Annotated in this window: 23 protein-coding genes and 1 pseudogene; 13 read left to right on the top strand and 11 right to left on the bottom strand. The window is 66.8% G+C overall.

Features of this window, described 5'->3' with window-relative positions:
• Positions 1-2: 2 nt before the first annotated feature.
• Both Q0982_RS22885 and dxs read left to right on the top strand, forming a co-directional pair.
• Entirely contained in the window at positions 3-818 is an 816-nt protein-coding gene (locus Q0982_RS22885; RefSeq protein WP_299400158.1) for a polyprenyl synthetase family protein, read from the top strand.
• A 108-nt stretch (positions 819-926) separates the two neighbouring features.
• On the top strand, positions 927-2,873 hold the full coding sequence (gene dxs / locus Q0982_RS22880; RefSeq protein WP_299400156.1) for a 1-deoxy-D-xylulose-5-phosphate synthase: 1,947 nt from the start codon (positions 927-929) through the stop codon (positions 2,871-2,873).
• A 72-nt stretch (positions 2,874-2,945) separates the two neighbouring features.
• Here the strand turns inward: dxs and Q0982_RS22875 are convergent, their stop codons facing one another.
• Entirely contained in the window at positions 2,946-4,265 is a 1,320-nt protein-coding gene (locus tag Q0982_RS22875; protein ID WP_299400154.1) for a GAF domain-containing sensor histidine kinase, read from the bottom strand.
• Positions 4,266-4,514: 249 nt separating this feature from the next.
• Between Q0982_RS22875 and Q0982_RS22870 the strand changes: the two genes are divergently transcribed.
• Together Q0982_RS22870 and Q0982_RS22865 are read left to right on the top strand one after the other, a co-directional pair.
• Entirely contained in the window at positions 4,515-5,921 is a 1,407-nt protein-coding gene (locus Q0982_RS22870; RefSeq protein ID WP_299400152.1) for an MATE family efflux transporter, read from the top strand.
• The gene (locus Q0982_RS22865) at positions 5,918-6,670 is read left to right on the top strand and encodes a TlyA family RNA methyltransferase (RefSeq protein ID WP_299400149.1); all 753 of its coding nucleotides are present in this window, start codon (positions 5,918-5,920) and stop codon (positions 6,668-6,670) included. Before Q0982_RS22870 ends, Q0982_RS22865 begins: the two co-directional genes overlap by 4 nt.
• A 9-nt stretch (positions 6,671-6,679) precedes the next feature.
• Here the strand turns inward: Q0982_RS22865 and Q0982_RS22860 are convergent, their stop codons facing one another.
• Positions 6,680-7,657 (bottom strand): phosphotransferase family protein, encoded by a 978-nt coding sequence (locus Q0982_RS22860; protein ID WP_299400147.1) that lies wholly within the window; start codon positions 7,655-7,657, stop codon positions 6,680-6,682.
• Between the two features lie 25 nt (positions 7,658-7,682).
• A complete protein-coding gene (sppA, locus tag Q0982_RS22855; protein ID WP_299400145.1) occupies positions 7,683-9,515 on the bottom strand; it encodes a signal peptide peptidase SppA in 1,833 nt (610 codons plus the stop codon).
• Positions 9,516-9,752: 237 nt separating this feature from the next.
• Here sppA and Q0982_RS22850 point away from each other — a divergent pair, with 237 nt between their 5' ends.
• Positions 9,753-11,045: a class I SAM-dependent RNA methyltransferase gene (locus Q0982_RS22850; RefSeq protein ID WP_299400142.1), complete on the top strand. Its 1,293-nt coding sequence runs from the start codon at positions 9,753-9,755 to the stop codon at positions 11,043-11,045.
• A 14-nt stretch (positions 11,046-11,059) separates the two neighbouring features.
• Here the strand turns inward: Q0982_RS22850 and Q0982_RS22845 are convergent, their stop codons facing one another.
• The 4 genes from Q0982_RS22845 to fabI all read right to left on the bottom strand — a co-directional run bounded on the left by Q0982_RS22845 (position 11,060) and on the right by fabI (position 15,395).
• A complete protein-coding gene (locus Q0982_RS22845) occupies positions 11,060-12,061 on the bottom strand; it encodes a pentapeptide repeat-containing protein (protein ID WP_299400140.1) in 1,002 nt (333 codons plus the stop codon).
• A gap of 271 nt (positions 12,062-12,332) precedes the next feature.
• Positions 12,333-13,379, bottom strand: coding sequence for a low specificity L-threonine aldolase (locus tag Q0982_RS22840; RefSeq protein WP_299400137.1), 1,047 nt, complete (start codon positions 13,377-13,379; stop codon positions 12,333-12,335).
• Between the two features lie 63 nt (positions 13,380-13,442).
• Complete coding sequence (gene aroC / locus Q0982_RS22835; protein ID WP_299400136.1) at positions 13,443-14,537, bottom strand: chorismate synthase; 1,095 nt, start codon at positions 14,535-14,537, stop codon at positions 13,443-13,445.
• An 18-nt stretch (positions 14,538-14,555) separates the two neighbouring features.
• Positions 14,556-15,395, bottom strand: a complete 840-nt coding sequence (fabI, locus tag Q0982_RS22830) for an enoyl-ACP reductase FabI (RefSeq protein ID WP_299400134.1) — start codon at positions 15,393-15,395, stop codon at positions 14,556-14,558.
• Between the two features lie 171 nt (positions 15,396-15,566).
• On the opposite strand from fabI, the gene Q0982_RS22825 reads away from it, so the two are divergent.
• Positions 15,567-16,835, top strand: coding sequence for a YihY family inner membrane protein (locus Q0982_RS22825; RefSeq protein ID WP_299400132.1), 1,269 nt, complete (start codon positions 15,567-15,569; stop codon positions 16,833-16,835).
• Between the two features lie 30 nt (positions 16,836-16,865).
• On the opposite strand, the gene Q0982_RS22820 is transcribed toward Q0982_RS22825, so the two are convergent.
• The 3 genes from Q0982_RS22820 to Q0982_RS22810 form a co-directional block, all read right to left on the bottom strand.
• Positions 16,866-17,207 (bottom strand): chaperone modulator CbpM, encoded by a 342-nt coding sequence (locus Q0982_RS22820; RefSeq protein ID WP_299400131.1) that lies wholly within the window; start codon positions 17,205-17,207, stop codon positions 16,866-16,868.
• 91 nt (positions 17,208-17,298) lie between these two features.
• Positions 17,299-18,207, bottom strand: coding sequence for a J domain-containing protein (locus Q0982_RS22815; RefSeq protein WP_299400129.1), 909 nt, complete (start codon positions 18,205-18,207; stop codon positions 17,299-17,301).
• Between the two features lie 147 nt (positions 18,208-18,354).
• Positions 18,355-18,819: an RT0821/Lpp0805 family surface protein gene (locus Q0982_RS22810; protein WP_299400127.1), complete on the bottom strand. Its 465-nt coding sequence runs from the start codon at positions 18,817-18,819 to the stop codon at positions 18,355-18,357.
• Positions 18,820-19,027: 208 nt separating this feature from the next.
• Between Q0982_RS22810 and pdxH the strand changes: the two genes are divergently transcribed.
• From pdxH to pip, 7 genes are all read left to right on the top strand, one after another.
• Positions 19,028-19,636 (top strand): pyridoxamine 5'-phosphate oxidase, encoded by a 609-nt coding sequence (gene pdxH, locus Q0982_RS22805; protein ID WP_299400126.1) that lies wholly within the window; start codon positions 19,028-19,030, stop codon positions 19,634-19,636.
• 40 nt (positions 19,637-19,676) lie between these two features.
• On the top strand, positions 19,677-20,615 hold the full coding sequence (locus Q0982_RS22800; protein ID WP_299400124.1) for a cation diffusion facilitator family transporter: 939 nt from the start codon (positions 19,677-19,679) through the stop codon (positions 20,613-20,615).
• A gap of 167 nt (positions 20,616-20,782) precedes the next feature.
• On the top strand, positions 20,783-21,655 hold the full coding sequence (locus Q0982_RS22795; protein ID WP_367575456.1) for a universal stress protein: 873 nt from the start codon (positions 20,783-20,785) through the stop codon (positions 21,653-21,655).
• A 93-nt stretch (positions 21,656-21,748) separates the two neighbouring features.
• A complete protein-coding gene (locus tag Q0982_RS22790) occupies positions 21,749-22,024 on the top strand; it encodes a hypothetical protein (protein ID WP_299400120.1) in 276 nt (91 codons plus the stop codon).
• A 59-nt stretch (positions 22,025-22,083) separates the two neighbouring features.
• Complete coding sequence (locus tag Q0982_RS22785; RefSeq protein ID WP_299400117.1) at positions 22,084-22,449, top strand: hypothetical protein; 366 nt, start codon at positions 22,084-22,086, stop codon at positions 22,447-22,449.
• Positions 22,450-22,551: 102 nt separating this feature from the next.
• Complete coding sequence (locus tag Q0982_RS22780; protein WP_299400115.1) at positions 22,552-23,361, top strand: SDR family NAD(P)-dependent oxidoreductase; 810 nt, start codon at positions 22,552-22,554, stop codon at positions 23,359-23,361.
• A gap of 43 nt (positions 23,362-23,404) precedes the next feature.
• Entirely contained in the window at positions 23,405-24,379 is a 975-nt protein-coding gene (gene pip, locus Q0982_RS22775) for a prolyl aminopeptidase (protein ID WP_299400113.1), read from the top strand.
• Between the two features lie 193 nt (positions 24,380-24,572).
• On the opposite strand, the pseudogene Q0982_RS22770 reads toward pip, so the two are convergent.
• Positions 24,573-24,871, bottom strand: a pseudogene (locus Q0982_RS22770) (hypothetical protein); the annotation flags it as partial.

Below are 24,871 nucleotides of genomic sequence, written 5' to 3'. Positions count from 1 at the left end.
CGATGACCGAAGGGCCCCGCGGACGGGTTATCGAGGCGATGCGCTATGCCGCGCTTTCCGGCGGCAAGCGGCTGCGGCCGTTTCTTGTGCGCGAATCGGCGCGCCTCTTCGATGTGCCGGAGGAGCGGGCGCTCCGGGTCGGTGCGGCCATCGAGATGATCCACTGCTACAGCCTGATTCACGACGATCTGCCGGCCATGGACGACAGCGACCTGCGCCGCGGCCGCCCGACGGTTCACGTCGCCTTCGACGAGGCGACCGCCATTCTTGCCGGCGACGGGCTGCTGACGGAGGCCTTTGCCGTGCTTTCCGGGCCCGAGACCCACGATCTTCCTGCGGTGCGCGTGGAGTTGCTGCGCCACTTGGCCGAGGCAGCCGGGGCTGCGGGCATGGTCGGCGGCCAGATGATCGACATGTCGCCGGCGCGCGCCGAGCTCGATCTGGCCGGGATCTCCCACCTTCAGAGCCTGAAGACAGGGGCGCTGATCCTGTTTTCCTGCGAAGCGGGGGCCATCCTGGCCCAGGCCCCGGAGCCTCAGCGCCAGGCCCTGACCGATTATGCCCGCGACCTCGGCCTCGCCTTCCAGATCGCCGACGACATCCTCGATGCCGAGAGTACGCCGGAGGCGCTCGGCAAGCCGACCGGCCAGGATGCAAGTCTCGGAAAAGCCACATTCGTCGGCCAGCTTGGCATCGAGGGTGCCCGTGACAAGGCGGAGGCCCTTGTCGTATCGGCCTGCCAGCGGCTTGATCTTTTTGGCCAAAAGGCGGACCTTTTGAAAGAGGCGGCAGCTTTCGTGGTCTCGCGCCGGTCGTAAGGCCGGACTGCAGGCCGGCTGCCCGTCTGCGATCAGGCTGGGACAGAGAACACGTGGGGGCCGGAAGGCTTAGCCGGCAAAGCCGCGACATAAGAGCAAAGCAAAGGAGTGGCAGAAGCCTTGGCAGAGATCGGTCATAATCGGCGCCCGACGCCGCTGCTCGACAGCGTTTCCGACCCTTCGGACCTGCGAAAGCTCGATGAAAGCCAGTTGCGTGAGTTCGCCGACGAACTGCGCGCTGAGATGATCGAGGCGGTATCGGTGACCGGCGGTCACCTGGGGGCAGGTCTTGGTGTCGTCGAACTCACCACGGCCCTGCATCACGTTTTCAATACGCCCGACGACCGGCTGATCTGGGACGTCTCGCACCAGTGCTATCCGCACAAGATCCTGACCGGGCGGCGCGACCGCATCCGCACCTTGCGGCAAGGCGGCGGGCTTTCCGGTTTCACCAGCCGCAAGGAGAGTCCCTACGACCCCTTTGGTGCGGCGCACAGCTCCACGTCGATCTCCGCCGGCCTCGGCTTCTCCGTGGCGCGCGACTTCCGCGGCGAGGACAATGCGGTGATTGCCGTCATCGGCGACGGGGCGATGAGCGCCGGCATGGCCTACGAGGCGATGAACAACGCCGGTGCCATGAACAGTCGCCTGATCGTCATTCTCAACGACAACGACATGTCCATTGCGCCGCCGGTCGGTGCGATGAGCGCCTATCTCTCCCAGCTCATTTCCTCCAAGCCGTTCCAGTCCGTACGCAGCCTGGGGCGGGTGGTCGCCAAGCGCTTCCCGCGCCCCATCGAGATGGCGGCCCGGCGCGCCGAGGAATATGCCCGCGGGCTGCTGACCGGCGGCACCCTGTTCGAGGAGATGGGCTTCTTCTACGTCGGGCCCATCGACGGCCACAACTTCGACCATCTCCTGCCGGTGCTGAAGAACGTGCGCGACGCCGACTATGAAGGCCCGGTGCTGATTCACTGCGTGACCCAGAAGGGCAAGGGCTACGAGCCGGCGGAAGCGGCGGCCGACAAGTACCATGGTGTTGCGAAGTTCGATGTCGTCACCGGCAAGCAGGCCAAGCCCGCCCCCAAGGCGCCGGCCTATCAGAACGTCTTCGCCCAGGGCCTCATCGCCGAGGCGGAGCATGACGACAAGGTCGTCGCCGTCACCGCCGCCATGCCGTCGGGCACCGGTCTCAACAAGTTCGCCGAACGCTTCCCGGAGCGCACCTTCGATGTCGGAATTGCCGAGCAGCATGCGGTGACCTTCTGCGCCGGTCTGGCGTGCGAAGGCTTCAGGCCCTTCGCGGCGATCTACTCGACCTTCCTGCAGCGCGCCTATGATCAGGTGGTCCACGACGTCGCCATCCAGAGCCTGCCGGTGCGCTTTGCCATAGACCGCGCAGGCATGGTCGGCGCCGACGGCGTCACCCACCAGGGCAGCTACGACCTGACCTATCTGGGCTGTCTGCCGAACTTTGTCGTCATGGCGCCCAGCGACGAGGCCGAGTTGATGCACATGGTGGCGACCGCCTGTCAGATCGACGACCGGCCCTCCGCCCTGCGCTATCCGCGTGGCGAGGCGCTGGGGATCGACATGCCGGAGCGGGGAAGCCCGCTGGAAATCGGCAAGGGCCGCATCCTGCGCGAGGGCAGCAAAGTGGCCATCCTTTCGCTGGGCACGCGCTTGGCCGATGCGCTCGCCGCCGCCGACGATCTTGCCGCCCGCGGCCTGTCGACGACGGTGGCCGATGCCCGTTTCGCCAAGCCGCTGGACGAGGACCTCGTGCGGCGCCTTGCCGGCGAGCACGAGGTGCTGATCACCGTGGAGGAGGGGGCGATCGGCGGCTTTGCCACCCAGGTGATGCAGTTCCTCGCGCGCCACGGACTGTTCGACAAGGGGCTGCGGTTCCGGCCGGTGACGCTGCCGGATTTCTTCATCGATCACGACAAGCCGGAGCGCCAGTTGGCGCTGGCGGGCATCGATCGCGAAGGGATTCTGGCTGCGGCGCTGCAGGCCCTGGGCCAGCAGGAAGTCGAGTCGCCGGCCCGCGCCTGAGCGCCCGTCGAAGACTTCGTTTCTCTGAAGATCGTGGGGTTCTGACGCGCCGGGGCGGCGCTATCCCTCGGTCTATTGCAGATTGATCGGCTGCGTGCTGGCCGGGGCACCGGGTTCGCGCACGCGGTAAGCCGGAAACCTGAGCGTGACCCTGGTGCCTTCGCCGCGCTTGCTGTCGATGGCCAGGAGCCCGCCATGCATCTCGATAAGGCGCTTGGTCAGAGGCAGACCGACGCCAAGGCCCGAGGGGTGCCGCGCCTCGCTGTCGTCGCCCCGGCTGAAGGGGGCCAGAGCCTGCCGTACCTCGGCTTCCGTCATGCCGCAGCCGGGGTCGGCGACCGAGATGTCGATGCCGCCATCGGCGCGCTGTGCTGTCACAATGGCAATCTCGCTGCCCTTCGCGACGTGGCGGGCAGCATTGCCGATCAGGTTGATCAGCATTTGTGTGAGTTGATGGTGGTCTGCCAGCAGCCGGGGGTCCTTCAGGTCGCAGCTTATGGTCGCCGTGGCGCCGAAGCGGTCCAGTTCCGGCTGGCTCAATTCGACCGCCTGGTGGGCCACGCTCTGTGGGTCGATCACCGATTCCTGCAGGCGCAGCCCGCCTCTTTCAGCGCGCGCAAGATCCATCATCCCGTTGAGGACATTGAGCAAATGATGTCCGCAGTTCTCGATCTTTGAGGCGTAGGCCGGGTAGCGGTCATCCTCGATCGGGCCGAAGAACTCCCGCCTGATAATCTCGGCAAAGCCCAGCATTGCCGAGAGCGGTGTCCTGAGTTCATGGGCCACATGGGCGATGACGTCCATCTGTGCCTGGTGAGAAAGCTCCTCTTCGGCATGCCGCAGGCTGTTCAATGCGCCCGCGACCTCCTGGCTGATCCCCTGGGACTCGGCGCCAAGGAGCCGGCGCAGGCGGCGCAGTTCCATCTCCCCGATGACCAGATCGGCGAAGTCGCGCAGCTGTGCCTGCTGCGCCTCGCTCAGCGCATCGCGGGGTTTGGTGTCGATGAGGCAGAGAGTGCCGAGACGAAAGCCGTTGCGCGTGACCAGCGGGGCGCCCGCATAGAAGCGGATCTCAGGGTCGCCCAGAACCAGCGGGTTGTCGGCAAAACGCCGGTCCTTGGTCGCGTCCGGGACCTGCAGAACCCGGTTGTCCATGATCGCAAACTGGCAGAAGGAGTACTCGCGCGGCGTCTCGTCGACATCCAGGCCGACCTTGGATTTGAACCACTGCCGCGCCGGATCGATGAGGGAAATCAGGCTGATGGGAACGTCGAATTGCCGCGAGACCAGGCGCGTAATACGATCGAATGCAGGTTCCGGCGGCGTGTCCAGAATGTCCAGAGCCTGCAGGGAGGCCAGTCTTTGGACCTCGTCAAAGGGAATCGGGTTCATGCGGCGGTGATTGTCCCGGATGTCTAGTGCTTGACCCTATCGGTCATTAGCCTTGCCATGATTAATGAACTGTTAACAAATACGCAATCCGGTGCCCTTGTTCGCCGTTGCCTTTGTCAGGAGCCCATGGCAGATGATGCGACGCCTGGGCCTCAGGCTTTCAAGTCGCCGTTTGCATGACCGACCTGCATCTTATGCGGGTTCTAGTAGTCATATGTAACCTTCATAGTGCAAACGATGTCAAAGACAATGGCTGAGACAACCGCCCCTCTGACAGCTCCCGCGCCGTTTACGCTCTGGCGGCGCGAGATCTGGGCGACCCTGCGTCTCTCGGCGCCGCTGGCGCTCACCCAGCTTGCGATGATCGGCATCAACACCACCGACATCGTCATGATGGGCTGGCTGGGCCCGGCGGATCTGGCAGCCGGCGCCCTGGGCATGAACATCTTCATACCGCTCTACCTCTTCGGTATGGGCATTGCGACGGTCGTCACGCCGATGGCGGCCCAGGCGCTGGGTGCACGGGATTTCCGCGGGGTGCGCCGAACGGTGCGCCAAGGGTTCTGGCTGACGCTGCTCTTTGCCGCCCTCTTCAGCCTGATCATCTGGAACGGACGCTGGCTGCTGCTGCTCTTCGGCCAGGAGCCGGAGATCGCCCTGCGGGCCGACGACTATCTGAAGGCGGTCACCTGGGCGATGCTGCCATCGCTGTGGTTCGTTGTCTTGCGCTGCTTCGCGACAGCGCACTCGCGCCCGCGCTCGGTCCTGATCATCACCCTGGCGGCGGTTGCCGCCAACGCCGTTGGCAACTACGGCCTCATGTTCGGCAATTTCGGCCTGCCCCGCTGGGAGCTCATGGGCGCCGGCATCACCAGTTCCGTGGTCTCCTGGCTGATGCTGCTGGCGATGCTGGTATTCGTGCTGCGGGACCGCCGCTTCAAGCGCTATGCGATCCTGCTGCGCTTCTGGCGTCCGGACTGGCCGCGCTTCCGTGAGCTTTTTCGCATCGGCCTGCCGATCGGCCTCACGCTGCTGGCCGAAACCAGCCTCTTCGCCGGCGCAGCCTTCCTCATGGGCCTGATCAGCACGGAGGCCCTGGCAGCCCACGCCATTGCGCTGCAATGCGCCGCGGTGGCCTTCATGGTGCCCCTGGGAATCAGCCAGGCGTCCATGGTCCGGGTCGGCCTGGCGGCCGGCTCGCGCGATCAGGCCGCCGTCGGCCGCGCCGGCTGGTCGTCGCTGCTGGTCGGCACCCTCTTCATGACGGCCTCCGCCCTGGTTTTCTGGTTCGCCGGGCGACAGCTCGTCGGTCTGTTCCTCGACCTGGACCTGCCGGCCAACGCGCCGGTGGTGGAACTGGCGGTCGCCTTTCTGGTGATCGCCGCCCTGTTCCAGCTTGTCGACGGCGCCCAGGTCATCGGCGTTTCGGCCCTGCGCGGCCTGAAGGACACCAAGGTGCCGATGTGGCTGGCGATGACAGGGTACTGGGGGGTCGGATTTACGACCTCCGTCGTACTGGCCTTTCCGCTCGGCCTCGGCGGGGAGGGAGTCTGGTTCGGCCTTGCGGTCGGACTGGCCTTCGTCGCGCTGGCTGCGGTCTGGCGCTTCCATCGCCGCGGCCGTCTGCTGCCCAATGGGGGGCTGCCGGCCGCATGAGCCGGCCGGCCAAGTCCCGTGTCGACGTGGCGCTGGTCGACCGCGGGCTGGTGGAGAGCCGCGCCCGGGCCCAGGCGTTGGTCATGGCGGGCAAGGTCTTTGCCGGCGAGCGCAAAGTCAGCAAGGCGGGCGAGGCGGTGGCGGCAGATCAGCCGCTGGAGGTGCGCGGTCAGGATCATCCCTGGGTCAGCCGCGGCGGCCTGAAGCTGGCCCACGCCCTGGAGCATTTCGATCTCGACCCGCGGGATCTGGTCTGCCTCGACATCGGCGCCTCCACCGGCGGGTTCACCGATGTGCTGCTGCAAAACGGGGCGGCACGGGTCTATGCGGTCGACGTGGGCCATGGCCAACTGGCCTGGAAGCTGCGCAACGATCCGCGCGTGGTCGTGCTGGAACGCACCAACGCCCGGACCTTGAGCGCCGCCGAGGTGCCGGAGCCGGTCGACCTTCTGGTCTGCGACGCCAGCTTCATCGGTCTGGAGGTTGTGCTTCCGGCACCCCTGGCCCTCGCCGGGGCGCGGGCCAGCCTCGCGGTGCTGATCAAGCCGCAGTTCGAGGTCGGCAGGGAGCGTGTCGGCAAGGGCGGCGTGGTGCGCGACCCGGCCCTGCACGCCGAGGTCTGCGAGCGCATCGGGGCCTGGATGAACGCCCAGCCCGGCTGGCAGGTCGAAGGCATCGTCGAAAGCCCGGTGACCGGCCCGGAGGGCAACAAGGAGTTCCTCCTGGTGGCGCGCAAGACATCGCCCTGAAGCGTCTTTTTATGCGGCGAAGAGCGTCTCGGCGAGTTCCTCCAGGGTCGCGATGTCGTGCAGCGGAAAGCGTGCGGCCACGGGCTCGAACACGTCCATGGTATGGTGCTGGGCAAGGCCAATGGCTTGGCGGTGCAGCGCCTGAGCCAGGGACCGTAGCGCGAAGTCCCTGTCCGGCGCCCAACCGCCGGCTTCAAGAAAGGTGCGCAGGAGGCGCGTGTCGCACGCGAAGAGATCGCGGTGGACCTGGATGATCTCATAATGAGGATCGGCTGCCATCGCGTCGCCCCAGTCGATGACCCCGGCCAGACGCCCGTCTTCGACAAAGACATGGTTGGCGCAGAGGTCGCCGTGAACGAATACGGGGTCCCCGGATGGCAGAGCGGCAACAAACGCCTCGGCCTGGGCGGCCAGGTGCGGGGGCAGGGAGCTTCTGGTTGCCGCCTCCGCCACGCTTGGCGCGGGCCAGTCCGACGGACGCGCCGCGTCCGGCACCGTTAGAGCATGGACACGCCGCACCAGCCGTCCCAAATCGCCGGCCAGGGCGCGCCTGTCGGCGAAGGAAAGCCCCGCGCGGGAGGCCGCCGTTCCCTTCATGCGGCTGCTGATCAGATAAGGCCAGGGGGTCTCCGCATCGTCGTACAACCGGCCTTCACAGAGTAGCCGGGGCGCCATGATCGCGGGGACCGCCGCGATCTTGGTCATGGCAGCGCGCTCGGCGGCATGGCTTTGCCGCCAGGTGGGAAAGCCGCCGAACAGCTTCACCACCACCGTGCCGCAAAGAAAGGTCGGGTAGGTCGCATTGATGCCGGCGACCGGCTCAGCCCCGTCTTCGGAAAGGCCGTGGCGCGCCAGGATTTCGGCGATGAAGGGTCCCCAGTACTCGAGGTCGCCGATGCGGTCGACGTAGTCCTGCCGGGCGGCGAACCGCGGCGGCGCGTTCGGGGCTCCGCCGGCTCCAGAAGCGGCTCTGCCTCCGGAACTCATTCTGCCCCTGGAACCCACTCTGCCCTTAGAAGACACTCTGCCGCGGCTGCACGCTTTGCGGCAGCGGGCCGGTATGCAGCGTCTGACCGCGTGGATCGCCGCTCATCGTCTCCATCGCTTCGATCAGCGGCGCCAGAGCCTGGGCCAGGCGGGCAAGACTGCGCACCAGGGCCTTGGCCGCCGGGTTGTCGATCTCCCCGCCCAGCGTGTCTTCGAAGAACGCAGAGAAGGGATCGCGCCGTTCCGGATAGGGCAGCAGCCGGACGGTGGCGTCGGCGGGGATGCCGGCGGCCTCCTTGGCGACGCTCAGCGCCTTGCGGTAGCCACCCAGGTCGTCGACCAGCCCGGCGGCCAAGGCGTCTTCGCCCGACCAGATGCGCCCGCCGGCCACCGCCTGGACGGCCTCCGGCGAGAGGTTGCGTCCGCGTGCCACTTTGTCGGTGAAGTCGGCATAGGTGGCATCCAGGGTCGTCTGCAGCCACTCCCACTCCTCGCGGGTAAAGGGAGCGTTGGAGCTCCAGAGGTTGGCGCGCCGACCGGCCTGAACCCCGTCCCAGTTGACGCCGAGTTCGCGCCAGAAGTCGTTCAGGGCGAACTTGCCGGTGACCACGCCGATGGAGCCGGTCAGGGTGCCGGGCTGGGCCACGATGCTGTGGGCGGGGGCGGAGACGAAATAGCCGCCGGAACCGGCGATGTTGCCCATGGAAACCACCACCGGCTTGCCCAGATCGCGGGCGCGCTGGACTTCGCGCCAGATGGCGTCGGAGCCGACGTAGGATCCGCCCGGGCTGTCGACCCGGAACAGGATCGCCGCCACCTCGCTGTCGTCGATCGCCTGCGACAGAGCGTTCACCACATCGGCGGCGCCCATCCTCACGCGGCCGAACACGGGATCGTTCTCGCCGGGCTCCAGGACGATGGGGCCGCTGCCGTGGACCAGGGCGATGATCGGCCCGTCTTCGGGGTCTTCCCGCGTTGCGCGGGCATAGTCGCGCAAGGAGACCAGCTCCGACTCCGGCCCTGCCGCCGTTTCCACAGCACCGCTCACCTGGTCCCAGTAGCCGAGCTTGTCGACGAGGCCTGCCTGCAGGGCATCGGCCCCGCGATGCGGGGCAGTATCGATGAGCTGGCGCACGGCCGTCGTCTCCAGATTGCGGCCCTTGGCGACCGCAGTGACGATCTGCGACAGGCTGGAGTTGAGATACTGCTGCAGGTTCTGGCGCTGCGGCTCCGGCAGGCGGGTCTCCGTGAAGATCGCCATGGCGCCCTTGTATTCCTCACGCTGACCGACCTGGGCGCGGATGCCGTAGTCCTCCAGGATCTGGCGCAGGAAGGGCTGCTGCATGGAAAAGCCGGTGATGTCGATGTCGCCGGAGGGCTGGACCCAGAGCTCCCCGGCGGCGCTCGCCAGATAGTAATGCAGGGTGCCGTTGCCCGCCTCGCCGAAGGTCTCGGCAAAGGCGGTGACGGGTTTGCCTTGCGCGCGGAAGTCGTCGATGGCCGCGCGCAGCTCCTGCACCTGGGCCAGACCGGGTTCACCCCAGCCGGCCCGCAGGATGAGCGCTTTCACCCGCTCGTCGCGGGCGGCGCGGTGCAATCCGTCGATAGCGTCGCGCAGCACCAGCGCTGAGCCCAGGGAGGCACGCGCCAGCGGGTTGTCGGGCTGCGTTTCGACCAGGCCGTCGGCCATATCGAGAACCAGCACGGTCTCCTCCGGCAGTTCGGCCAGCTGCGGCTCGAAACCGTCGAAGCGCTGCAGCAGCAGGCCGGCAAAGAGAATTCCGGCGGCAACGAGGAAGCCCACGGCCGCAAAAAGGCCGACGAAACACTTGAGAATGAAGAGGATGATTCGTGTCATGGCGCTATATCAACGGCTGGGCCGCCCCAGGGCCAGTTAAATTTCGATGCCAAGATGGGACCGATTGCCGCTGCATCTGTGATGCGCGGGCAGGTCCGGAAGCAAAACGCCCTCTTGTCACTGCGTGGGCTTGGGCGCAGTCTCGCGCCTTTCGCTCAGTGGGAGCAACCATGAATTCCAAAGTACCAAGCCCGGCCGTTCGTCGGGGTCGTGAAACCTGCCGATTGCAGGTCCTCCATGCGGCGTAGGGCGCGGCAGGGTGGCGGCCGCCAGATGGAGGTCGTGGTCGAGAGCCTGGGGGCCAAGGGCGACGGCCTGGCGGACTGTGACGGACGCCCGCTCTTCGTACCCATGACCCTGCCCGGTGACCGCGTGTTGGTGCGGATTACCGGTGAGCGCAGCGGCGGGTACAAGGGCGAAGCGGTCGAACTGCAGGCCGAGGGGCCAGCGCGGGTCGAGCCGCCCTGTCCGCATTTCGGTCCCTGCGGCGGCTGCGCGCTGCAGCACTTCGACGATGCCGCCTATGCCGCCTGGAAAGCGGACTTGCTGCCACAGGCGCTGGCACGGAGAGGGCTGGAGGCGGAAAGGCTGAACCCGATGGAGCGGGTACCGCCCGGCCGGCGCCGGCGCGTCGTGCTCTCCGCGCAGCGCCAGGGCCAGACGCTGCTGCTGGGCTATCACGAGCGCGAGTCCCATCGCCTGGTGGACATCGGGGACTGCCTGCTGCTGACACCCGGGCTCACCGCGCTGATCGGCCCGCTGCGCGAGCTCTTGGTGGCGCTGCTGGAGCCGCGCGAGGAGGCGCGGATCACCGCGCTGGACAGCGAAACCGGGCTCGACCTGCTGATCGACTCGCGGCACCGCCTGGGACTTGAGGACCGGCAGCGCTTGGCCGACTTCGCCGTCTCCGCCGACCTGGCCCGGCTTTCCTGGAGTGGCGGCGGTGAGGACCCGGAGCCCGTGGCCCTGCGCCGCGATCCGGTGCTGACCTTCGGCAGCACAGTTGTGGTGCCGCCGCCCGGCGGCTTCGTGCAGCCGAGCACCGAGGGGCAGCGGGCGCTCGTCGAGCGCGTCCTGGCCGCCGTGCCGGAGACGGCGGAGACCGCCGCGGACCTCTTTGCCGGCTGCGGCACCTTCACCTTTCCTTTGGCCGAGCGGCTGCAGGTCTACGCCGCCGAGGGGGTGGAGCCGGCTGTGGCCGCCCTGTCGGCGGCGGCGCGCCGGAGGGACGGCGGAAGACGGATCACCGCCGAGGTGCGGGACCTCGCCCGCTTTCCGGTGCAGGCCGACGAGCTTTCCGGCGGCGACGTCGTGGTGTTCGATCCGCCCCGGACCGGCGCCCGGGAGCAGGCCCGTGCCCTGGCCGAAAGCGAGGTCCCTGTGATCGTCGCCGTGTCCTGCAACCCCACCACCTTTGCCCGCGATGCCCGTACCCTTGTTGACGGCGGCTACCGGCTGACGGAGGCGACGCCCATCGACCAGTTTCCCTGGTCGGGGCATCTGGAACTGGTGGCGGTCTTCGCGCGCTGATCGCGTGTGAGCGCTCAGACCACTTTGCGGTCGAGCAGGAAGCCGTCCGGGAAAACCGTCTCCATGCCGGTTTCCGGCAGCGCGCCGATGCTGGCGTCGCCGAAGCGGGTCTCCTCCAGCAGGGCGCCGATGAAGTTGGCGCCGCGCAGATCGCTGCCCGAGAAGTTGGCATTGCGCAGATTGGCGTTGGAGAAGTCGCAGGCCGCGAGCACCGAACCGTCGAAGTTGACGCCTTTGAGATTGGCATTGGCGAAAGAGATCGTTGCCAGACTGCGGCCGGAAAGGTCGACCTCGGTGAGGTTCTGTTCGGAGAAGTCCGCGCGCTTGCCCTGCTTGCCGTCGCTGCTTACCCAGCGCTCGTGGTCGGCCAGGGTCTGGACCAGGGTGACCGGATCGACGGCTTCCATGGGGGTGGCCAGCAGGCCGGAAAGCTCCACCCAGGTGTCTTCGAAGTTCGCGCCGCGCAGGTCGGCTTCCTGCAGCCGGGCGTTGGTCAGCACCACGCTCTTCAATTCCGCCCCGGTGAAGCGGCTGCCGCGCAGGTCGGCGCCGTAGAGCTCCGTCCCCTCCAGAGTCGCGCCGGTGAAGTCGACGTCCTTCAGCACCGCGTTGCGCAGGTTCGTTTGGCTGAGATTGGCGTTGCGGAAGGAGGAGCGGATTTCCCGGAAAACCTCCTGCTCGCCGCTGCCGCTGTTGGCGATGATGCCGCCGCGGCGCAGATCGGCCTCGTCGAAGCGGGCATCCTTCAGGTTGGCCTTGTCGAAGACCACGGCACGCAGATCGGCGCGTTCGAAGTTGGCCCGGGTGAGGTCCGCCGACTCGAAGGTCGATCCGAACAGCCTCGCCCGGCTGAAGTCCGCATCGGTCAGGTTGGCGCGGGAGAACAGACAGGCCATGAAGTGTGCCTGCGCGAAGCAGAGCCCGCGGATGTCGAGTTCCACCAGCACGCAGTTGCGCATGATCACGCGCCGCCCGTCGCGCTTCTTGTCGACGAAGCGGCGGTGAACTTCCGCCAACTTGATCAAGGCCTCCTGAGTGACGATACGCCTGCTAAGAACGATGTTTTTGCTGTCGCCGCCCCGATTATCGTTCTGCACGACCGACCTGTTGCATGACCAATTCCCCTGTGGTGTGCATGAACACACCTTATAGTAGTCACCCCTATTCAACCTTAAGGCGGATTCGCGGGCAGGGGAAGTGCTAATGCGGATGTATGCAGACCAGCCTCAAGAAAAGCTGCGAAACAGTCCGTGTCCGGGGGGTTGAAGCGGCGGCGCGGGCAGCCGCTCAAGCGGCGGCTTCGGCGACCAGATCGCGAATCGCACCCAGCGCCCGGTCGATGCCGGCGGCATCGACGTCCAGATGGGTTACGGCGCGAATGCTGGTGCCGTCCCCGCCCAGGATGATACCGCGCTGCTGCAACTGCGCGCAGAACGCGTCGGCCTCCATGCCGGTTCCGGCGATGTCGAAGAACACGATGTTGGTCTCCACCGCATCGGCATCCAGGGTAATTCCCGGCAGGTTGCGCAGGCCCTCGGCAAAGCGGCGCGCATTGGCATGGTCTTCGGCCAGGCGCTGGACGTTGTGCTCCAGGGCATAGACCCCCGCGGCGGCGATGATGCCGGCCTGGCGCATAGCCCCGCCGGTACGCTGCTTCAGGCGCCAGGCCTCGTCGATGAAGGCGGCGGAGCCCGCCAGCACCGCGCCGACGGGGCAGCCCAGCCCCTTGCTGAGGTCGAGCCAAAGGCTGTCGAAGGGGGCGGCGTAGACCTTGGCGGGAACGCCCGAGGCGACGACGGCGTTCAGCAGGCGCGCGCCGTCCATGTGATAGGCGAGGTCATGCTGGGCGGCGAGTTCGCCCAGCGCCTGGATCTGCTCCAGCGGCCAGACGCTGCCGCCGCCGAGGTTGGAGGTCTGCTCGATGGCGATCATCCGCGTCTGGGGGCTGTAGCGGTCCCTCGGGCGGATCGCGGCGTGGGCATCCTCCAGGCTGTACTGGCCGCGCGCACCGTCCAGGCCCTGGACCTGCGCGCCGGAGAACGCGGCCGTACCGCCGCCCTCGAAGTTCAGGATGTGGGCGGTCTTGTGGGCGATGATCTCTTCGCCGGGGCGGCAGTGGATGTGAATCGCGATCTGGTTGCACATGGTGCCCGACGGCATGAAGACGGCGGCTTCCTTGCCGAGAAGCTCGGCCGTCATTTCGCAGAGCCGGTTGACGCTGGGGTCCTCGCCGCGCTGCTCGTCGCCCACCGGCGCTTCGGCCATGGCCTGGCGCATCGCCGGCGAGGGCAGGGTCTGGGTGTCGCTGTAGAGAGTGATCGCGCTGTCGCTCATCGGGGGCCCCTCTTGCTGGCTGGCGTCCTTGCCGGCGGCGCGGCGGCGTTTCGTTGATGGTCGTTACTGGTCGATGTCGCCACACTGGGCGCGGTGGCGCAAGAGATGATCGGCCAGGACGATTGCCATCATGGCCTCGCCGACCGGGACCGCGCGGATGCCGACACAGGGGTCGTGGCGGCCCTTGGTGACGATCTCGGTTTCCGCGCCCTCCCGGTCCACGGTCTGGCGCGGCGTCAGGATGGAGGAGGTGGGCTTGACGGCAAAGCGGACCACCACGTCCTGGCCGCTGGAGATGCCGCCCAGCACGCCGCCGGCCTTGTTGGAGGTAAAGATGATCTTGTTGCCTTCGCGGCGCATCTCGTCGGCATTCTCCTCGCCGCTGAGGGCCGCCGCCTCCAGGCCGGCGCCGATCTCCACCGCCTTCACCGCGTTGATCGACATCATCGCCTTGGCAAGATCGGCATCGAGCTTGTCGTAAACCGGCTCGCCCAGCCCCGCCGGCACGCCGCTGGCCACCACCTCGATCACCGCCCCGGTGGAGGAGCCCGCCTTGCGCACCCTGTCGAGAAAGCCCTCCCAGTCCTTGGCCGCAACCGGGTCGGGGCACCAGAAGGGGTTGTCTTGCGTCTGCGCCCAGTCCCAGCGCGCCCGGTCGATCCTGTGCGGGCCCATCTGCACCAGCGCACCGCGGATGGAAACCGGCAACGGCAGCAGGTGGTCGAGAACCTTGCGGGCGATGCCGCCGGCGGCCACCCGCATCGCGGTTTCGCGCGCCGAAGAACGCCCGCCGCCACGGTAGTCGCGGATGCCGTACTTCTGCCAGTAGGTAAAGTCGGCGTGGCCGGGCCGGAACTTTTCGGCGATGTCGCCGTAGTCCTTGGAACGCTGGTCCTGGTTCTCGATCAGCAGCGAAATCGGCGTTCCGGTGGTCTGGCCTTCGAAGACGCCCGACAGGATCTTCACCGCATCCGGTTCGCGGCGCTGGGTGGTGAAGCGCGACTGGCCGGGTCTGCGCGCGTCCAGCCAGGTTTGCAGCTCGGCTTCGGCAAGGGGGATGCGCGGCGGCACGCCGTCCACGACACAGCCGATCGCCGGCCCGTGGCTTTCTCCCCAGGTCGTAAAGCGAAAGGCCTCGCCGAAGCTGTTGCCGGCCATGTCTCTGGATCGCGCGTTTTAAGACTGCGGCGTGAAGTTCTGCAGCATCTGGGCAACGGCCGGGGCCGCGTCGACGGCCATCATGCCGACGACGTGATAGCCGGCATCGACATGATGCACCTCTCCGGTCACGCCGGCCGAGAGGTCTGAAAGCAGGTAAAGCCCGGCACCGCCGACCTGGCCGATGCTGACGTTCTGGCGCAGCGGCGAGTTCAGCTCGTTCCACTTCAGAATGTGACGGAAGTCGCCGATGCCCGACGCTGCAAGAGTCTTGATCGGACCCGCCGAGATGGCGTTCACCCGGATGCCCTGGTCGCCCAGGTCGGCTGCCAGATAGCGCACGCTGGCCTCCAGCGCGGCCTTGGCAACGCCCATCACGTTATAGTGCGGCATCACGCGCTCGGCGCCGTAGTAGGTCAGGGTGACGATGCTGCCGCCGCTTTTCATCAGCGGAACGGCGCGCTGGCTGACCGCCGTCAGCGAGTAGCAGGAGATGTCCAGCGTGCGCACGAAGTTATCGCGGCTGGTCTGAAGGTACTTGCCCTTCAGCTCCTCCTTGTCGGCATAGGCAATGGCATGGACGAGGAAGTCCAGCTGGCCCCAGCGGCCCTCGATCTCCTGAAACACCTGATCGATGGAGGCATCGTCCGTCACGTCGCAGGAGGCGACGAAATCGGAGCCGACGGACTGTGCCAGCGGCCGGACCCGCTTCTCCAGGGCCTCACCCTGGAAGGTGAAAGCCAGTTCTGCCCCCTGTTCGTGCGCTGCCTTTGCGATGCCCCAGGCAATGGACCGGTCATTGGCGACGCCCATGACAAGGCCGCGCTTGCCGGCCATTAACGGTTGGGGCTCGGTCATTATAAATCCTCAATGTCGGTCAGGTTACAAAGGCTTTGCAGAAAGAGCGGCATCCTACACCAAAGGCCTGCCGGGTCAACGACGTGACACCGCATTATTCCCACATTTCTGCGGATTCTTCCTGTAAAATGACGGTCTGAGGGGCGATTGTCGCCGCTGCCGGAGCCAGCCATGAAAACCCCCGATTTTTCCGGATTCCTTCGTAACCTCGGACGCTTTGCGGTGTACTGCTGCCAGCGTTTCACCGGCGACCAGTGCCTGCGCATTGCAACCCAGCTGAGCTACGCCTCTCTGCTGGCGGTTGTGCCGGCGCTGGCGATCTGCTTCGGACTGCTGTCGGCCTTTCCCGGCTTCGAGCATCTGCGTCAGGACGTGCAGAGCTTCCTCTTCGAGAACCTGGTGCCCAACGCCGGCGTCGAGATCAGCGATCAGCTCGCCACCTTTGTTGAGAACGCGCGCAGCATGACCGGCCTTGGCTTCGCCGCCCTTGCAGCCACGGTGCTCTTCCTGCTGTCGACCATCAACGGCGCCTTCAACGCCATCTGGCGGGTGACCGAGCCCCGACCCCTGATGGTGCGGATGATGTCCTACTGGATGGTCCTCACCATCGGCCCGATCTTCCTGGGTGCCTCGCTCTCGCTGTCCAGCTACGGCTTTGCCAAGACCCTGCTGCTGGAGGGCGACCGCGCCTTCGGTCTGACCCGCCTGCTGCCGTTTCTGCTTACCGCCAGCGCTTTTGCGGTGATCTACGCCGTCGTGCCGGCGCGCAATGTCGCCATCCGCCATGCGCTTATCGGCGGGTTGGTCGCCGCCGTCCTCTTCGAGGTGCTGAAGACCGGCTTTGCGATCTATCTGCAGCAGTTTCCGTCTTACGAAGTGATCTATGGCGCCTTGGCCGCAATCCCGATCTTCCTGATCTGGATGTACCTCTCCTGGGCGGTGGTTCTGTTCGGTGCGGAGATCGCGGCGGCGGCACCGGAGTGGCGGCTCGTCGACCGCCTGCATTCGGCGCGCGAAGGCTCCGGCCCGCGCCTCGCCTTGGCGCTTGCTTTGCTGCAGCGGCTCCGCTCGGCGGCGCGGGCGGGCACGGTGCTGAAGGAGACGGCACTGACCCGCGGCCTGCCCGCCGGTCTGGACGAGCTCTCGACCGTCATGCTGGCCCTGCGGCGCAACGGCTTCGTCAGCCGCGCCAACGGACGCTGGCTGTTGTCCCGCGATCTGACGGCGGCCAGCCTGGAGGATCTGCTGCGGTCCCTGAAGCTGGATCTCTCCCCTGGAGAGGGTTGGCCGGACGGTGTCGACGGCATCGTTGCCGCGGCCGGTCAGATGGGCGGGGAGGTGCGCGGAAAGAGCCTGGCTGCGCTGCTCGACGAAGCCTCGGCCACGGATACGCCCGACGGCGTTGCCCGCATCCACCCGCTGCCCCGGGACGAAAGCTGAGGCGCCCCGCAGGCTTTCGCCGGGAGCCGGTCAGGGCGGCTCGTCGCCGTCGTCTTCGTTCTGGCTTCCCAGCCTCTCGCGCAGCTGATCCTGCACGTCCTCAGGCAGGTCCAGGATCGCGTCGTTGAGGTCCGACAGGGCGCGCCGCAGGCTGTAGATCTGATCCAGCAGCCTCAGCACGACGGGGATGGCGTCGTCGTTGACGCCCATGTCGCTGCGCAGTTCGGCGATCAGCCGCACCCGCGCCACATCCGCCTCGTCGAAGTAGTAGCTTTCCTGGCTCTGCACGGGCAGCACCCAGTGCTGCTCGATCCAGGCGTTCAGTTCGCTGGCGCCGATGTTAAGTTCAACCAAGACTTCTTCGAATTCCACCACTCAGGCTCCCCGTGTGTGCCCTGGTGTTCTTCACGCGGCCAGCGGCGCGGTTATCCGCGCAGGCCGCATTGTCGCAGCGTCTTCCCCGCTAGGTCATCCCCGATTTGCGGCGCGGGTCGTAGTCGTGGGTCTGGCTCCAGGTCTCCACGAAATCCCGCAGTTCCTGATCCGGGCGGTCGGGCAGCATGACCCGCAGCTTGACGTACTGGTCGCCGACCTCGGCACTGTCCTTGACCTGGATCCCCTTGCCCTTCAGGCGCAGCGTGGTGCCGGAGTTTGAGCCCGCCGGGATCTTCATCGAGACACTGCCGTGGACTGTGGGGACGGTGACAGTGGCGCCCAGCAGTGCCTCCTGCAGGGTCACCGGCAGTTCCAGATGCACGTTGCTGCCCTTGCGTTCGAAAAAGGGATGTCCCTGGATCTGCACCTCGACCAGCGCATCCCCCGCCGGGCCGCCGCCGACACCGGGCATGCCCTGGCCCTTCAGGCGCAGGGACTGGCCGTCCTCGGTGCCCGCGGGGATCTGCACGTCCAGGGTCTTGCCGTCGGCCAGCTTGATCCGCTTCTTGGCCCCCTGGGCGGCTTCGAGAAACGAGATCGGGACGGTATAGGAGACGTTGGCGCCGGGGCGGCGCACCCGCCGTGTGCGTGCGCCGAAAAGATCGGCGAAGATGTCGTCGGCGCTGACGTTCTCGCCGAAATCGAAGGGATTGTACTTGGCGCCGCCCTGGGTGCCCGCGTGGTTGCGGTAAAAGCCGCCCTTCCAGGGCTTTTCCTGGCCGCTGGCATCAATCTCCCCGCGGTCGAAACGCTTACGCTTCTCGGCATCGCCCAGGATGCTGTAGGCCTGCGAGATCTCCTTGAACTTCTGCTCCACCGCCTTGTTGCCCGGGTTGATGTCCGGGTGCAGCTCTTTGGCCAATTTGCGGTAGGCGCGCTTGACGTCCTCTTGCGAGGCGCTGCGGTCGATGTTCAAGAGTTTGTAGGGATCCTGCATCGGCTCACGCAACAGGAACGGGACGACAGGAAAGAGAACGAATCCGAGGGAGCATGGCTTAACCATACCCCCTCGAAAGGAGCGACCCAAGAGTCTCCGTAGGGCCGGGCGCCCGGGTCAGGGCGCCGCCTTTGGGGCAGAGGCCGTCTACTGGATCTCCCAGGCGCCGTCGGGCTGGCGGCAGGCGACGCCATAGGCTTCTTCTTGCTGGCCGCCGATGGTGACGGTTTGCTGGAACTCCCGGCAATAGGCGCCGGTGGAGGAGGTGCCTTCGCGGGTCGGCGTCACGGTGCCGCTGTTGCCGCTGTCCGGGTTGCTCCAGGCAATCTGCTCTCCGATCGGCGCCGTCGTCGCCCGGTCGTAGGCCTGCTGCGCTTTCAGGCGGTCCACGTCATCCATCGTGCGGCCGATTTCGCCACCGATGAAGGCGCCGAGCAGGGCGCCGGCCGCCGTTGCGGCGAGCTGGCCCGAACCGCTGCCGAACTGGGCGCCGAACAGGCCGCCGGCAGCGCCGCCGGCCAGCGTGCCGATGGTCTGCTTGGTGCCGGCGTTCTCGCAGGCGGCCGTGGTGAGAGCGATCGCCGCGGCGGCGATGACGACTTTGAGCTTCATAGAAATACCCTCTCTCGAAGAATGACCCCCGTTTTTCCCGAATTCGGGGCCAGAATCCACAAATTTGAAATCGAGCAGTTGTACGCGGTAATCGCCAAAACCATCCCCTCGGCGAATCTCGCAGGCGCCGGAGCGTTTTTTGGAGCTTTTTCTAGGCTATACCGCCGCTATATGCTGCAAATATGGCAATTATCAGGCAAAGACCCGCATGAGCGCAGCGACCCAGATCCGCAGTACCGCACCGGCCGATCCGCTGGAGATCTTCGCCGCCTGGCTGAGCGAGGCCGAGGAGTCGGAACCCAACGATCCCAACGCCCTGTCGCTCTCTACCGTGGGTGAAGACGGCATGCCGTCCTCGCGCATGGTCCTTCTGAAGGGCTATGACGCACGCGGGTTCGTGTTCTACACGAACTACGAGAGCCGCAAGGGCCAGCAGCTTCTGGCCCAGCCCAAGGCGGCCATGCTGTTCCACTGGAAGAGCCTGCGCCGGCAGGTCCGCATCGAAGGAGAGGTGGAACAGGTCAGCGACGAAGAGGCCGATGCCTACTTCGCCTCCCGGCCCAAGCAGAGCCAGATCGGCGCCTGGGCCAGCACCCAGTCCCGGCCCCTGGAGGGGCGCTTCGAGCTGGAGAAGCGGGTCGCCCTGTTCGGGGCCAAGTACGCGGTGGGCAGCGTGCCGCGCCCGCCCCACTGGTCCGGCTTCCGCGTTTTGCCGCGCCTCATCGAGTTCTGGCAGGACGGCGCCTTTCGCCTCCACGACCGGCTGGTCTACACGCGGGACGGCGCGGGCTGGGCGACGGAGCGGCTGTTTCCATGAGGCGCTATCCCATGAACCGCCATCTCACCAGCGGCGCGCGATGAGCGCAGGGTCGACGCCAGACCCGGCCCGGCAGAGGCTCACCGGCCCGGAAGCGGCGCGGCTGCTGCGCCTGGCCACCACCGCGTCCGTGGCGACGGCGGCGGTGCTGATCGTGGTGAAGTTCGCCGCTTTCGTCCTGACGGATTCGGTGAGCATCCTGTCGACCCTGATCGACTCGCTGCTCGATGCCGCCGCTTCGGTCGTGAACCTGCTCGCCGTGCGTCATGCCCTGGTGCCCGCCGACCGCGAACACCGCTTCGGCCACGGCAAGGCGGAGCCGCTGGCGGCGCTCGGCCAGGCCGCCTTCATCACCGGTTCTGCGATCTTTCTGGTCATCGAGGCCAGCCATCGCTTCTTCGCACCGCGGCCCCTGGAAAACAGCGAGGTCGGAATCGCCGTTATGGTGTTTTCGATCGCGGCAACCCTGGCCCTGGTCAGCTTTCAGCGCTACGTGATCCGGCGCACCGGCTCACTCGCCATTCAGGCCGACTCCCTGCATTACGTGAGCGACATCCTGGTGAACGCGGCCGTCATCGTGGCCCTCATCGTCACCGCTCAGCTCGGCTGGCTCTACGCCGACCCGATCTTCGGCATCGCCATTGCCGCCTATATCCTCTACACCGCCTGGCAGATCGCCAGCGGCGCGCTCGACATGCTGATGGACCGCGAGTTGCCGGACGAGGACCGCAAGCGCATTCACGCGGTGGCCCTGGCGCATCCCGCCGTGGTGGGCCTGCACGATCTGCGCACCCGCACCTCCGGACCGCAGGTTTTCATTCAGGCGCACATCGAAATGGACGGGGGTCTCAGCCTGATCGACGCCCATACCATCGCCGATCAGGTGGAAGAGGCTTTGCTGGAGGCCTTTCCCGGGGCCGAGATCATCCTTCATCAGGACCCCCACGGCATCAAGGAAGACCGCGCGCACTTCGGCTGAGCCCGGCGCCCCCGCAGGCGCCCGAAGGGCCCGGATTCCCTTGCCCTGGCGGCCGCGGCAGAGCCTTGACCCAAGTCAATGCCGCAGGAGCGGCCAGCACCTTCAATGAGCCTGACGGAAAAGCTCCGGGCCGAGTCCCGGAACCCGGATTTACTGGCTAGAGGAAGATGCACATGGGTTGGGCCACTGTTCTTGCAGTCACGGATGGCGGGTCGGGTTGCGAAGCTGCGATGACCGCGGCGATTGATCTCGGCCGGCGGTTCGGGGCACGAGTCGATTTCCTGCATGTCGAGAACGATGCGCGCGACCTGGTCCCTTATGTCGGGGAGGGGATGTCGGCCTCTGCGATGGAGCAGATCATGGCCTCCGTCGACGCCCGCAATGCGGCGCAGCGCGAGGCGGTGGACACCAGCTACAAACGCCATTGCAGCGGTGCGGGCGTGCCGGAGATCGCGCCGGGTCTGACCGCGAAGCCCGGTGAGTTCGCGGTCTGCATGAACCGTGTCACCGGCCGGGAGGCCGAGCAGGTCGAGCGTCTGGGCCGCTTGAGCGACGTTATCGTTCTGCCGCGCCCCGGCGCGGTCGAGGGCGACGGCGAGGCCACCTTGGATGCCGCGCTGTTCGGCAGCGGCCGACCGGTTCTGATTGCGCCGGAGAAGGTCGGCCAGGGCTTCGGCAGCCGCATCGCCGTTGCCTGGGACGGCTCGCGGGAAGGGGCCGCCGCGGTCTCCGCCGCCATGCCGCTGCTGGAGGCCGCGGAAGAGGTCGTTGTCATCACGGCACGAGAGAGCGGCGACGAGATCGAGCCGAGCGAACTGGCCCGTTTCCTCGCCGGGCATGGCGTGACCGCAAAGACCTGGGCCTACACACCGGGCTCGGAGAGCATCGCCGACGGGCTGCTGGAGCAGGCCGAGCACGCGCGGGCCGACATGCTGGTCATGGGTGCCTACGGCCACAGTCGGCTGCGCGAACGTATCCTCGGGGGTGCCACCCAGGGGATCCTCGAGCGCGCCAAGGTGCCGGTCCTCATGATGCACTAGGCTGTGGTTCCCGGGACTAGGTTGACGCCCGGGGTCGCTTCGTAGACGGCCCGGAGACCGCAGCCGTCGCCTGTCGCGGGCGGAGGAGACAAGATGCTGACAATCGAAGACTGCATTGCGCTCTCTGACCTGAACGAGTCGGAGATCGAAGCCATCTCGGAGCATGAACACATTCCTGAGATTGTCGCTGCAGAATACGGGAACTACCTGATGCATTCGCCCGAGGGCGTTCCCATGCTGAAGCGGATCATCCTGGACGACATTGCTGCGGCGGAGCGGCGCAACGACCTGAAACACGCCCTGCATTTGAGGCTTGTCCTGCGCCACTTCGTGCGCAGCCACCGCGATTTGCGCCCGGCGGCCAATTGAGCCAAGCTTTCTCTGCAAACCCTCGATCAAGACGCTCAGACCAGTTGTTGGGAGGACGCATGAGCCTGAAGACCATCCGTCTCGAACTTGCCAGGGACCACGATTTTCCGAACGGCTCGGCGGACCGCGGCTACGAGTTGCGTGCCCCGCTGACGGCGGAGGGGCACATCGACGCCGATACCTGGCGCCAGAACCGCGCAGCCTGCCGCGTGAAGCGCTTCTGGCCCGGGGAGGACGACGAAAGCGGGCACCTGCGCCATACCCGCGGCGGGCAATGGGCCTTTCATTACGACATCGACGGCGACCCGGACGACGACGAAGTCGGCTTCAAGTTCGAATCCCATGTCTTCAAAGAAGGAGAGTACGTGTCGATCCGGGAGCACGATGGCGCGCTGCGCACGTTCCGGGTCGCGTCCGTACGCTAAGCGGTCGAAGGGCCTTGGCGGCCGCATGACGGGATCATGAAACTGTCCTGACCTGCGTTTTCTGCGCTGTCATCGGGCAGCCTGCGGTATATGATCGCGGCCATGAGCGAGGCAACCCCCCCGGCCAATGGCGCCACCACTGAGGATCTTCCCTCCGCTGAACCCCCGGAGCAGGCGCAGGAACGCCGGCGCGTGATCCTGACCGGCGCCAGCCGCGGCATCGGCCACGCGACGGTCAAGCGCTTCAGCGACGAAGGCTGGGAAGTTATCACCTGCTCGCGCGACGAGGTGCCGGAGCACTGCCTGCGCGACCCCAACTGGACGCAGCACATCACCGCCGATTTGGCCGACCGCAGCGCTGTCGACAGCTTTGTCGAGGAGGCGCTGGCCATGGTGGGAGAGGGCGCAGTCCACGCCCTGGTGAACAACGCGGCGGTTTCGCCGAAGACCGAGTTCAAAGAGCGGCTTGGCTGTTTGAACGGCGATCTCGACCACTGGCGGGAGGTCTTCGAGCTGAATTTCTTCGCCCCTTTGGCCCTGGGCCGCGGCTTTGCCGTGCCACTGCGCCGCGGGCAGGGGGCGATCGTCAACATCACCTCCATCGCCGGCCACGGCGTCCATCCCTTTGCCGGTTCGGCCTATTCCACGTCCAAGGCGGCGCTCTCCGCCCTGACGCGCGAGATGGCCGTAGAGTTCGCCGAGTTGAACGTCCGGGTCAACGCGGTGGCCCCGGGCGAGATCGAGACCGCGATGATCGGGGAGGAATACGAAGCGCTGATCCCGCGCATTCCGCTGCATCGTATGGGCCGGCCGGAGGAAGTGGCGGCCACGGTCTTCCGCCTCTGCACCGAGGACTTCGGCTATGTCACAGGCACCGAAATCTTCGTGACCGGCGGCCAGCATCTCTACTGACCGCTTCGCCGGCCATTCCTGAGGCAGGTCGCAGCGCCACGGCATGAGCCCCCTCTACCCGGAGATCGAACCCCACGCCGAGGGCATGCTGGCGGTCGGCGATGGCAACAGCCTCTATTGGGAGGTCAGTGGCAACCCCGACGGGCGGCCGGTCGTGGCGCTGCACGGCGGTCCGGGCTCCGGCAGCTCACCGCGGGTGCGGCGCTTCTTCGATCCCGGCGTCTACCGCATCATTCTGTTCGATCAACGCGGCTGCGGGCGCAGCCGGCCCCACGCCAGCACAGCGGGGTGTGATCTCTCGGTCAACACAACGCGCCACCTCGTCGAGGACCTGGAACGGCTGCGCCGCCATCTCGGCGTGGAGCGCTGGTTCCTGTTCGGCCACTCCTGGGGCACGACGCTGGCCCTGACCTACGCCCAGGCCGAGCGGGAGCGGGTCCTTGGCCTGGTGCTTGTCGGCGTTACCACCACCCGGCGCTCGGAGATCGACTGGCTGTACCGTGGACTTGCCCGCTTCTTCCCGGAGGACTGGGCCCGTTTTCGCGCCGGTGTTGCCGCGGATGCGCGCGACGGCGACCTGATCGAGGCCTACTACCGCCTGGTGAACGATCCCGATCCTGCGGTCTGCGCCAAGGCGGCACGCGACTGGCATGACTGGGAGGCGGCCTCCATGAAGGTCGATCCAGCGGCGAAGCCGCCGGCGCGCTGGTCCGATCCCGGTTACCTGCTGGCGCGCACCCGCATCATCACACACTACTTCCACCACAATGCCTGGCTGGAGGAGGGCGCCTTGTTGAGAGGGGCGGCGCAACTTGGGGGAATTCCCGCTGCGCTGGTGCAGGGCCGCCTCGACCTCGAGGCGCCGCCGGTGACCGCCTGGGAGCTGTCGCGGGTCTGGCCCGATGCAGAACTGCATATGGTCGCCAGCGCCGGCCATTCGCACGCCGACCCCGGCCTCGGCGAGACCGTGATCAGCGTGACGGACCGCTTTGCCGCCGAGGTCCCGGTCCAAAGCTGACGTCCGTCTCACCACCGACGGCGCCCGGCTATGCTGTTTGGGCGACAAGGTGCGACCAGCGCGGGACCCCTACGCCCACTTTCCTGGGGACCGGTCGAGGATGCGTTGCCTCGCTTTGAGAAAACGAGTGCGGCCGCTCCGTCGCGCCCCTTGGACGGCGACGGTTGCTGAGCTCTATCCGTTTTAAAGCGCCTTAGGCGAGACGGTCGCGCAGCCTGCCGATCCAGTCGTGCCGGGCCTGGGTCTGGGCGATCTCCAGATCCAGCCACTCGGGCAGGTATCCGTCTTCCTGGCCATGATGGCCGCGCAGATCGGTCAGGCGCGCCAGCTCACGTTCGCTGATGTCGTGCAGAAGCTCTGCCTGCACCCTTTGATCTTCAACCTCGAGGAAGTGCAGGAAGCGCATTTTCAAGGCGATGATCAGCTTGTTGATGTCGCTGACCTGCGGACGCACGTTCGACGCCAGAAGCCGCCGCATCTCGGTACGTCCCA

It is taken from the genome of Pelagibius sp., from assembly GCF_028281305.1.
Taxonomy (GTDB): Bacteria; Pseudomonadota; Alphaproteobacteria; order Kiloniellales; family Kiloniellaceae; genus Pelagibius.
The sequence above is the reverse complement of the archived record's forward strand: the minus strand, read 5'-3'. Positions and strand labels throughout refer to the sequence as shown.

What these genes read in the sequence shown, in the direction of transcription:
- pdxH (WP_299400126.1), top strand. Translation starts at nt 19,028, where the DNA reads ATGAGCGCAGCGACCCAGATCCGCAGTACCGCACCGGCCGATCCGCTG.
- Q0982_RS22795 (WP_367575456.1), top strand. Translation starts at nt 20,783, where the DNA reads ATGCACATGGGTTGGGCCACTGTTCTTGCAGTCACGGATGGCGGGTCG.
- Q0982_RS22885 (WP_299400158.1), top strand. Translation starts at nt 3, where the DNA reads ATGACCGAAGGGCCCCGCGGACGGGTTATCGAGGCGATGCGCTATGCC.
- Q0982_RS22870 (WP_299400152.1), top strand. Translation starts at nt 4,515, where the DNA reads ATGGCTGAGACAACCGCCCCTCTGACAGCTCCCGCGCCGTTTACGCTC.
- Q0982_RS22850 (WP_299400142.1), top strand. Translation starts at nt 9,753, where the DNA reads ATGCGGCGTAGGGCGCGGCAGGGTGGCGGCCGCCAGATGGAGGTCGTG.
- Q0982_RS22810 (WP_299400127.1), bottom strand. Translation starts at nt 18,819, where the DNA reads ATGAAGCTCAAAGTCGTCATCGCCGCCGCGGCGATCGCTCTCACCACG.
- Q0982_RS22875 (WP_299400154.1), bottom strand. Translation starts at nt 4,265, where the DNA reads ATGAACCCGATTCCCTTTGACGAGGTCCAAAGACTGGCCTCCCTGCAG.
- Q0982_RS22840 (WP_299400137.1), bottom strand. Translation starts at nt 13,379, where the DNA reads ATGAGCGACAGCGCGATCACTCTCTACAGCGACACCCAGACCCTGCCC.
- pip (WP_299400113.1), top strand. Translation starts at nt 23,405, where the DNA reads ATGAGCCCCCTCTACCCGGAGATCGAACCCCACGCCGAGGGCATGCTG.
- sppA (WP_299400145.1), bottom strand. Translation starts at nt 9,515, where the DNA reads ATGACACGAATCATCCTCTTCATTCTCAAGTGTTTCGTCGGCCTTTTT.
- Q0982_RS22800 (WP_299400124.1), top strand. Translation starts at nt 19,677, where the DNA reads ATGAGCGCAGGGTCGACGCCAGACCCGGCCCGGCAGAGGCTCACCGGC.
- Q0982_RS22865 (WP_299400149.1), top strand. Translation starts at nt 5,918, where the DNA reads ATGAGCCGGCCGGCCAAGTCCCGTGTCGACGTGGCGCTGGTCGACCGC.
- fabI (WP_299400134.1), bottom strand. Translation starts at nt 15,395, where the DNA reads ATGACCGAGCCCCAACCGTTAATGGCCGGCAAGCGCGGCCTTGTCATG.
- aroC (WP_299400136.1), bottom strand. Translation starts at nt 14,537, where the DNA reads ATGGCCGGCAACAGCTTCGGCGAGGCCTTTCGCTTTACGACCTGGGGA.
- Q0982_RS22825 (WP_299400132.1), top strand. Translation starts at nt 15,567, where the DNA reads ATGAAAACCCCCGATTTTTCCGGATTCCTTCGTAACCTCGGACGCTTT.
- Q0982_RS22860 (WP_299400147.1), bottom strand. Translation starts at nt 7,657, where the DNA reads ATGAGTTCCGGAGGCAGAGCCGCTTCTGGAGCCGGCGGAGCCCCGAAC.
- Q0982_RS22815 (WP_299400129.1), bottom strand. Translation starts at nt 18,207, where the DNA reads ATGCAGGATCCCTACAAACTCTTGAACATCGACCGCAGCGCCTCGCAA.
- Q0982_RS22790 (WP_299400120.1), top strand. Translation starts at nt 21,749, where the DNA reads ATGCTGACAATCGAAGACTGCATTGCGCTCTCTGACCTGAACGAGTCG.
- Q0982_RS22780 (WP_299400115.1), top strand. Translation starts at nt 22,552, where the DNA reads ATGAGCGAGGCAACCCCCCCGGCCAATGGCGCCACCACTGAGGATCTT.
- Q0982_RS22785 (WP_299400117.1), top strand. Translation starts at nt 22,084, where the DNA reads ATGAGCCTGAAGACCATCCGTCTCGAACTTGCCAGGGACCACGATTTT.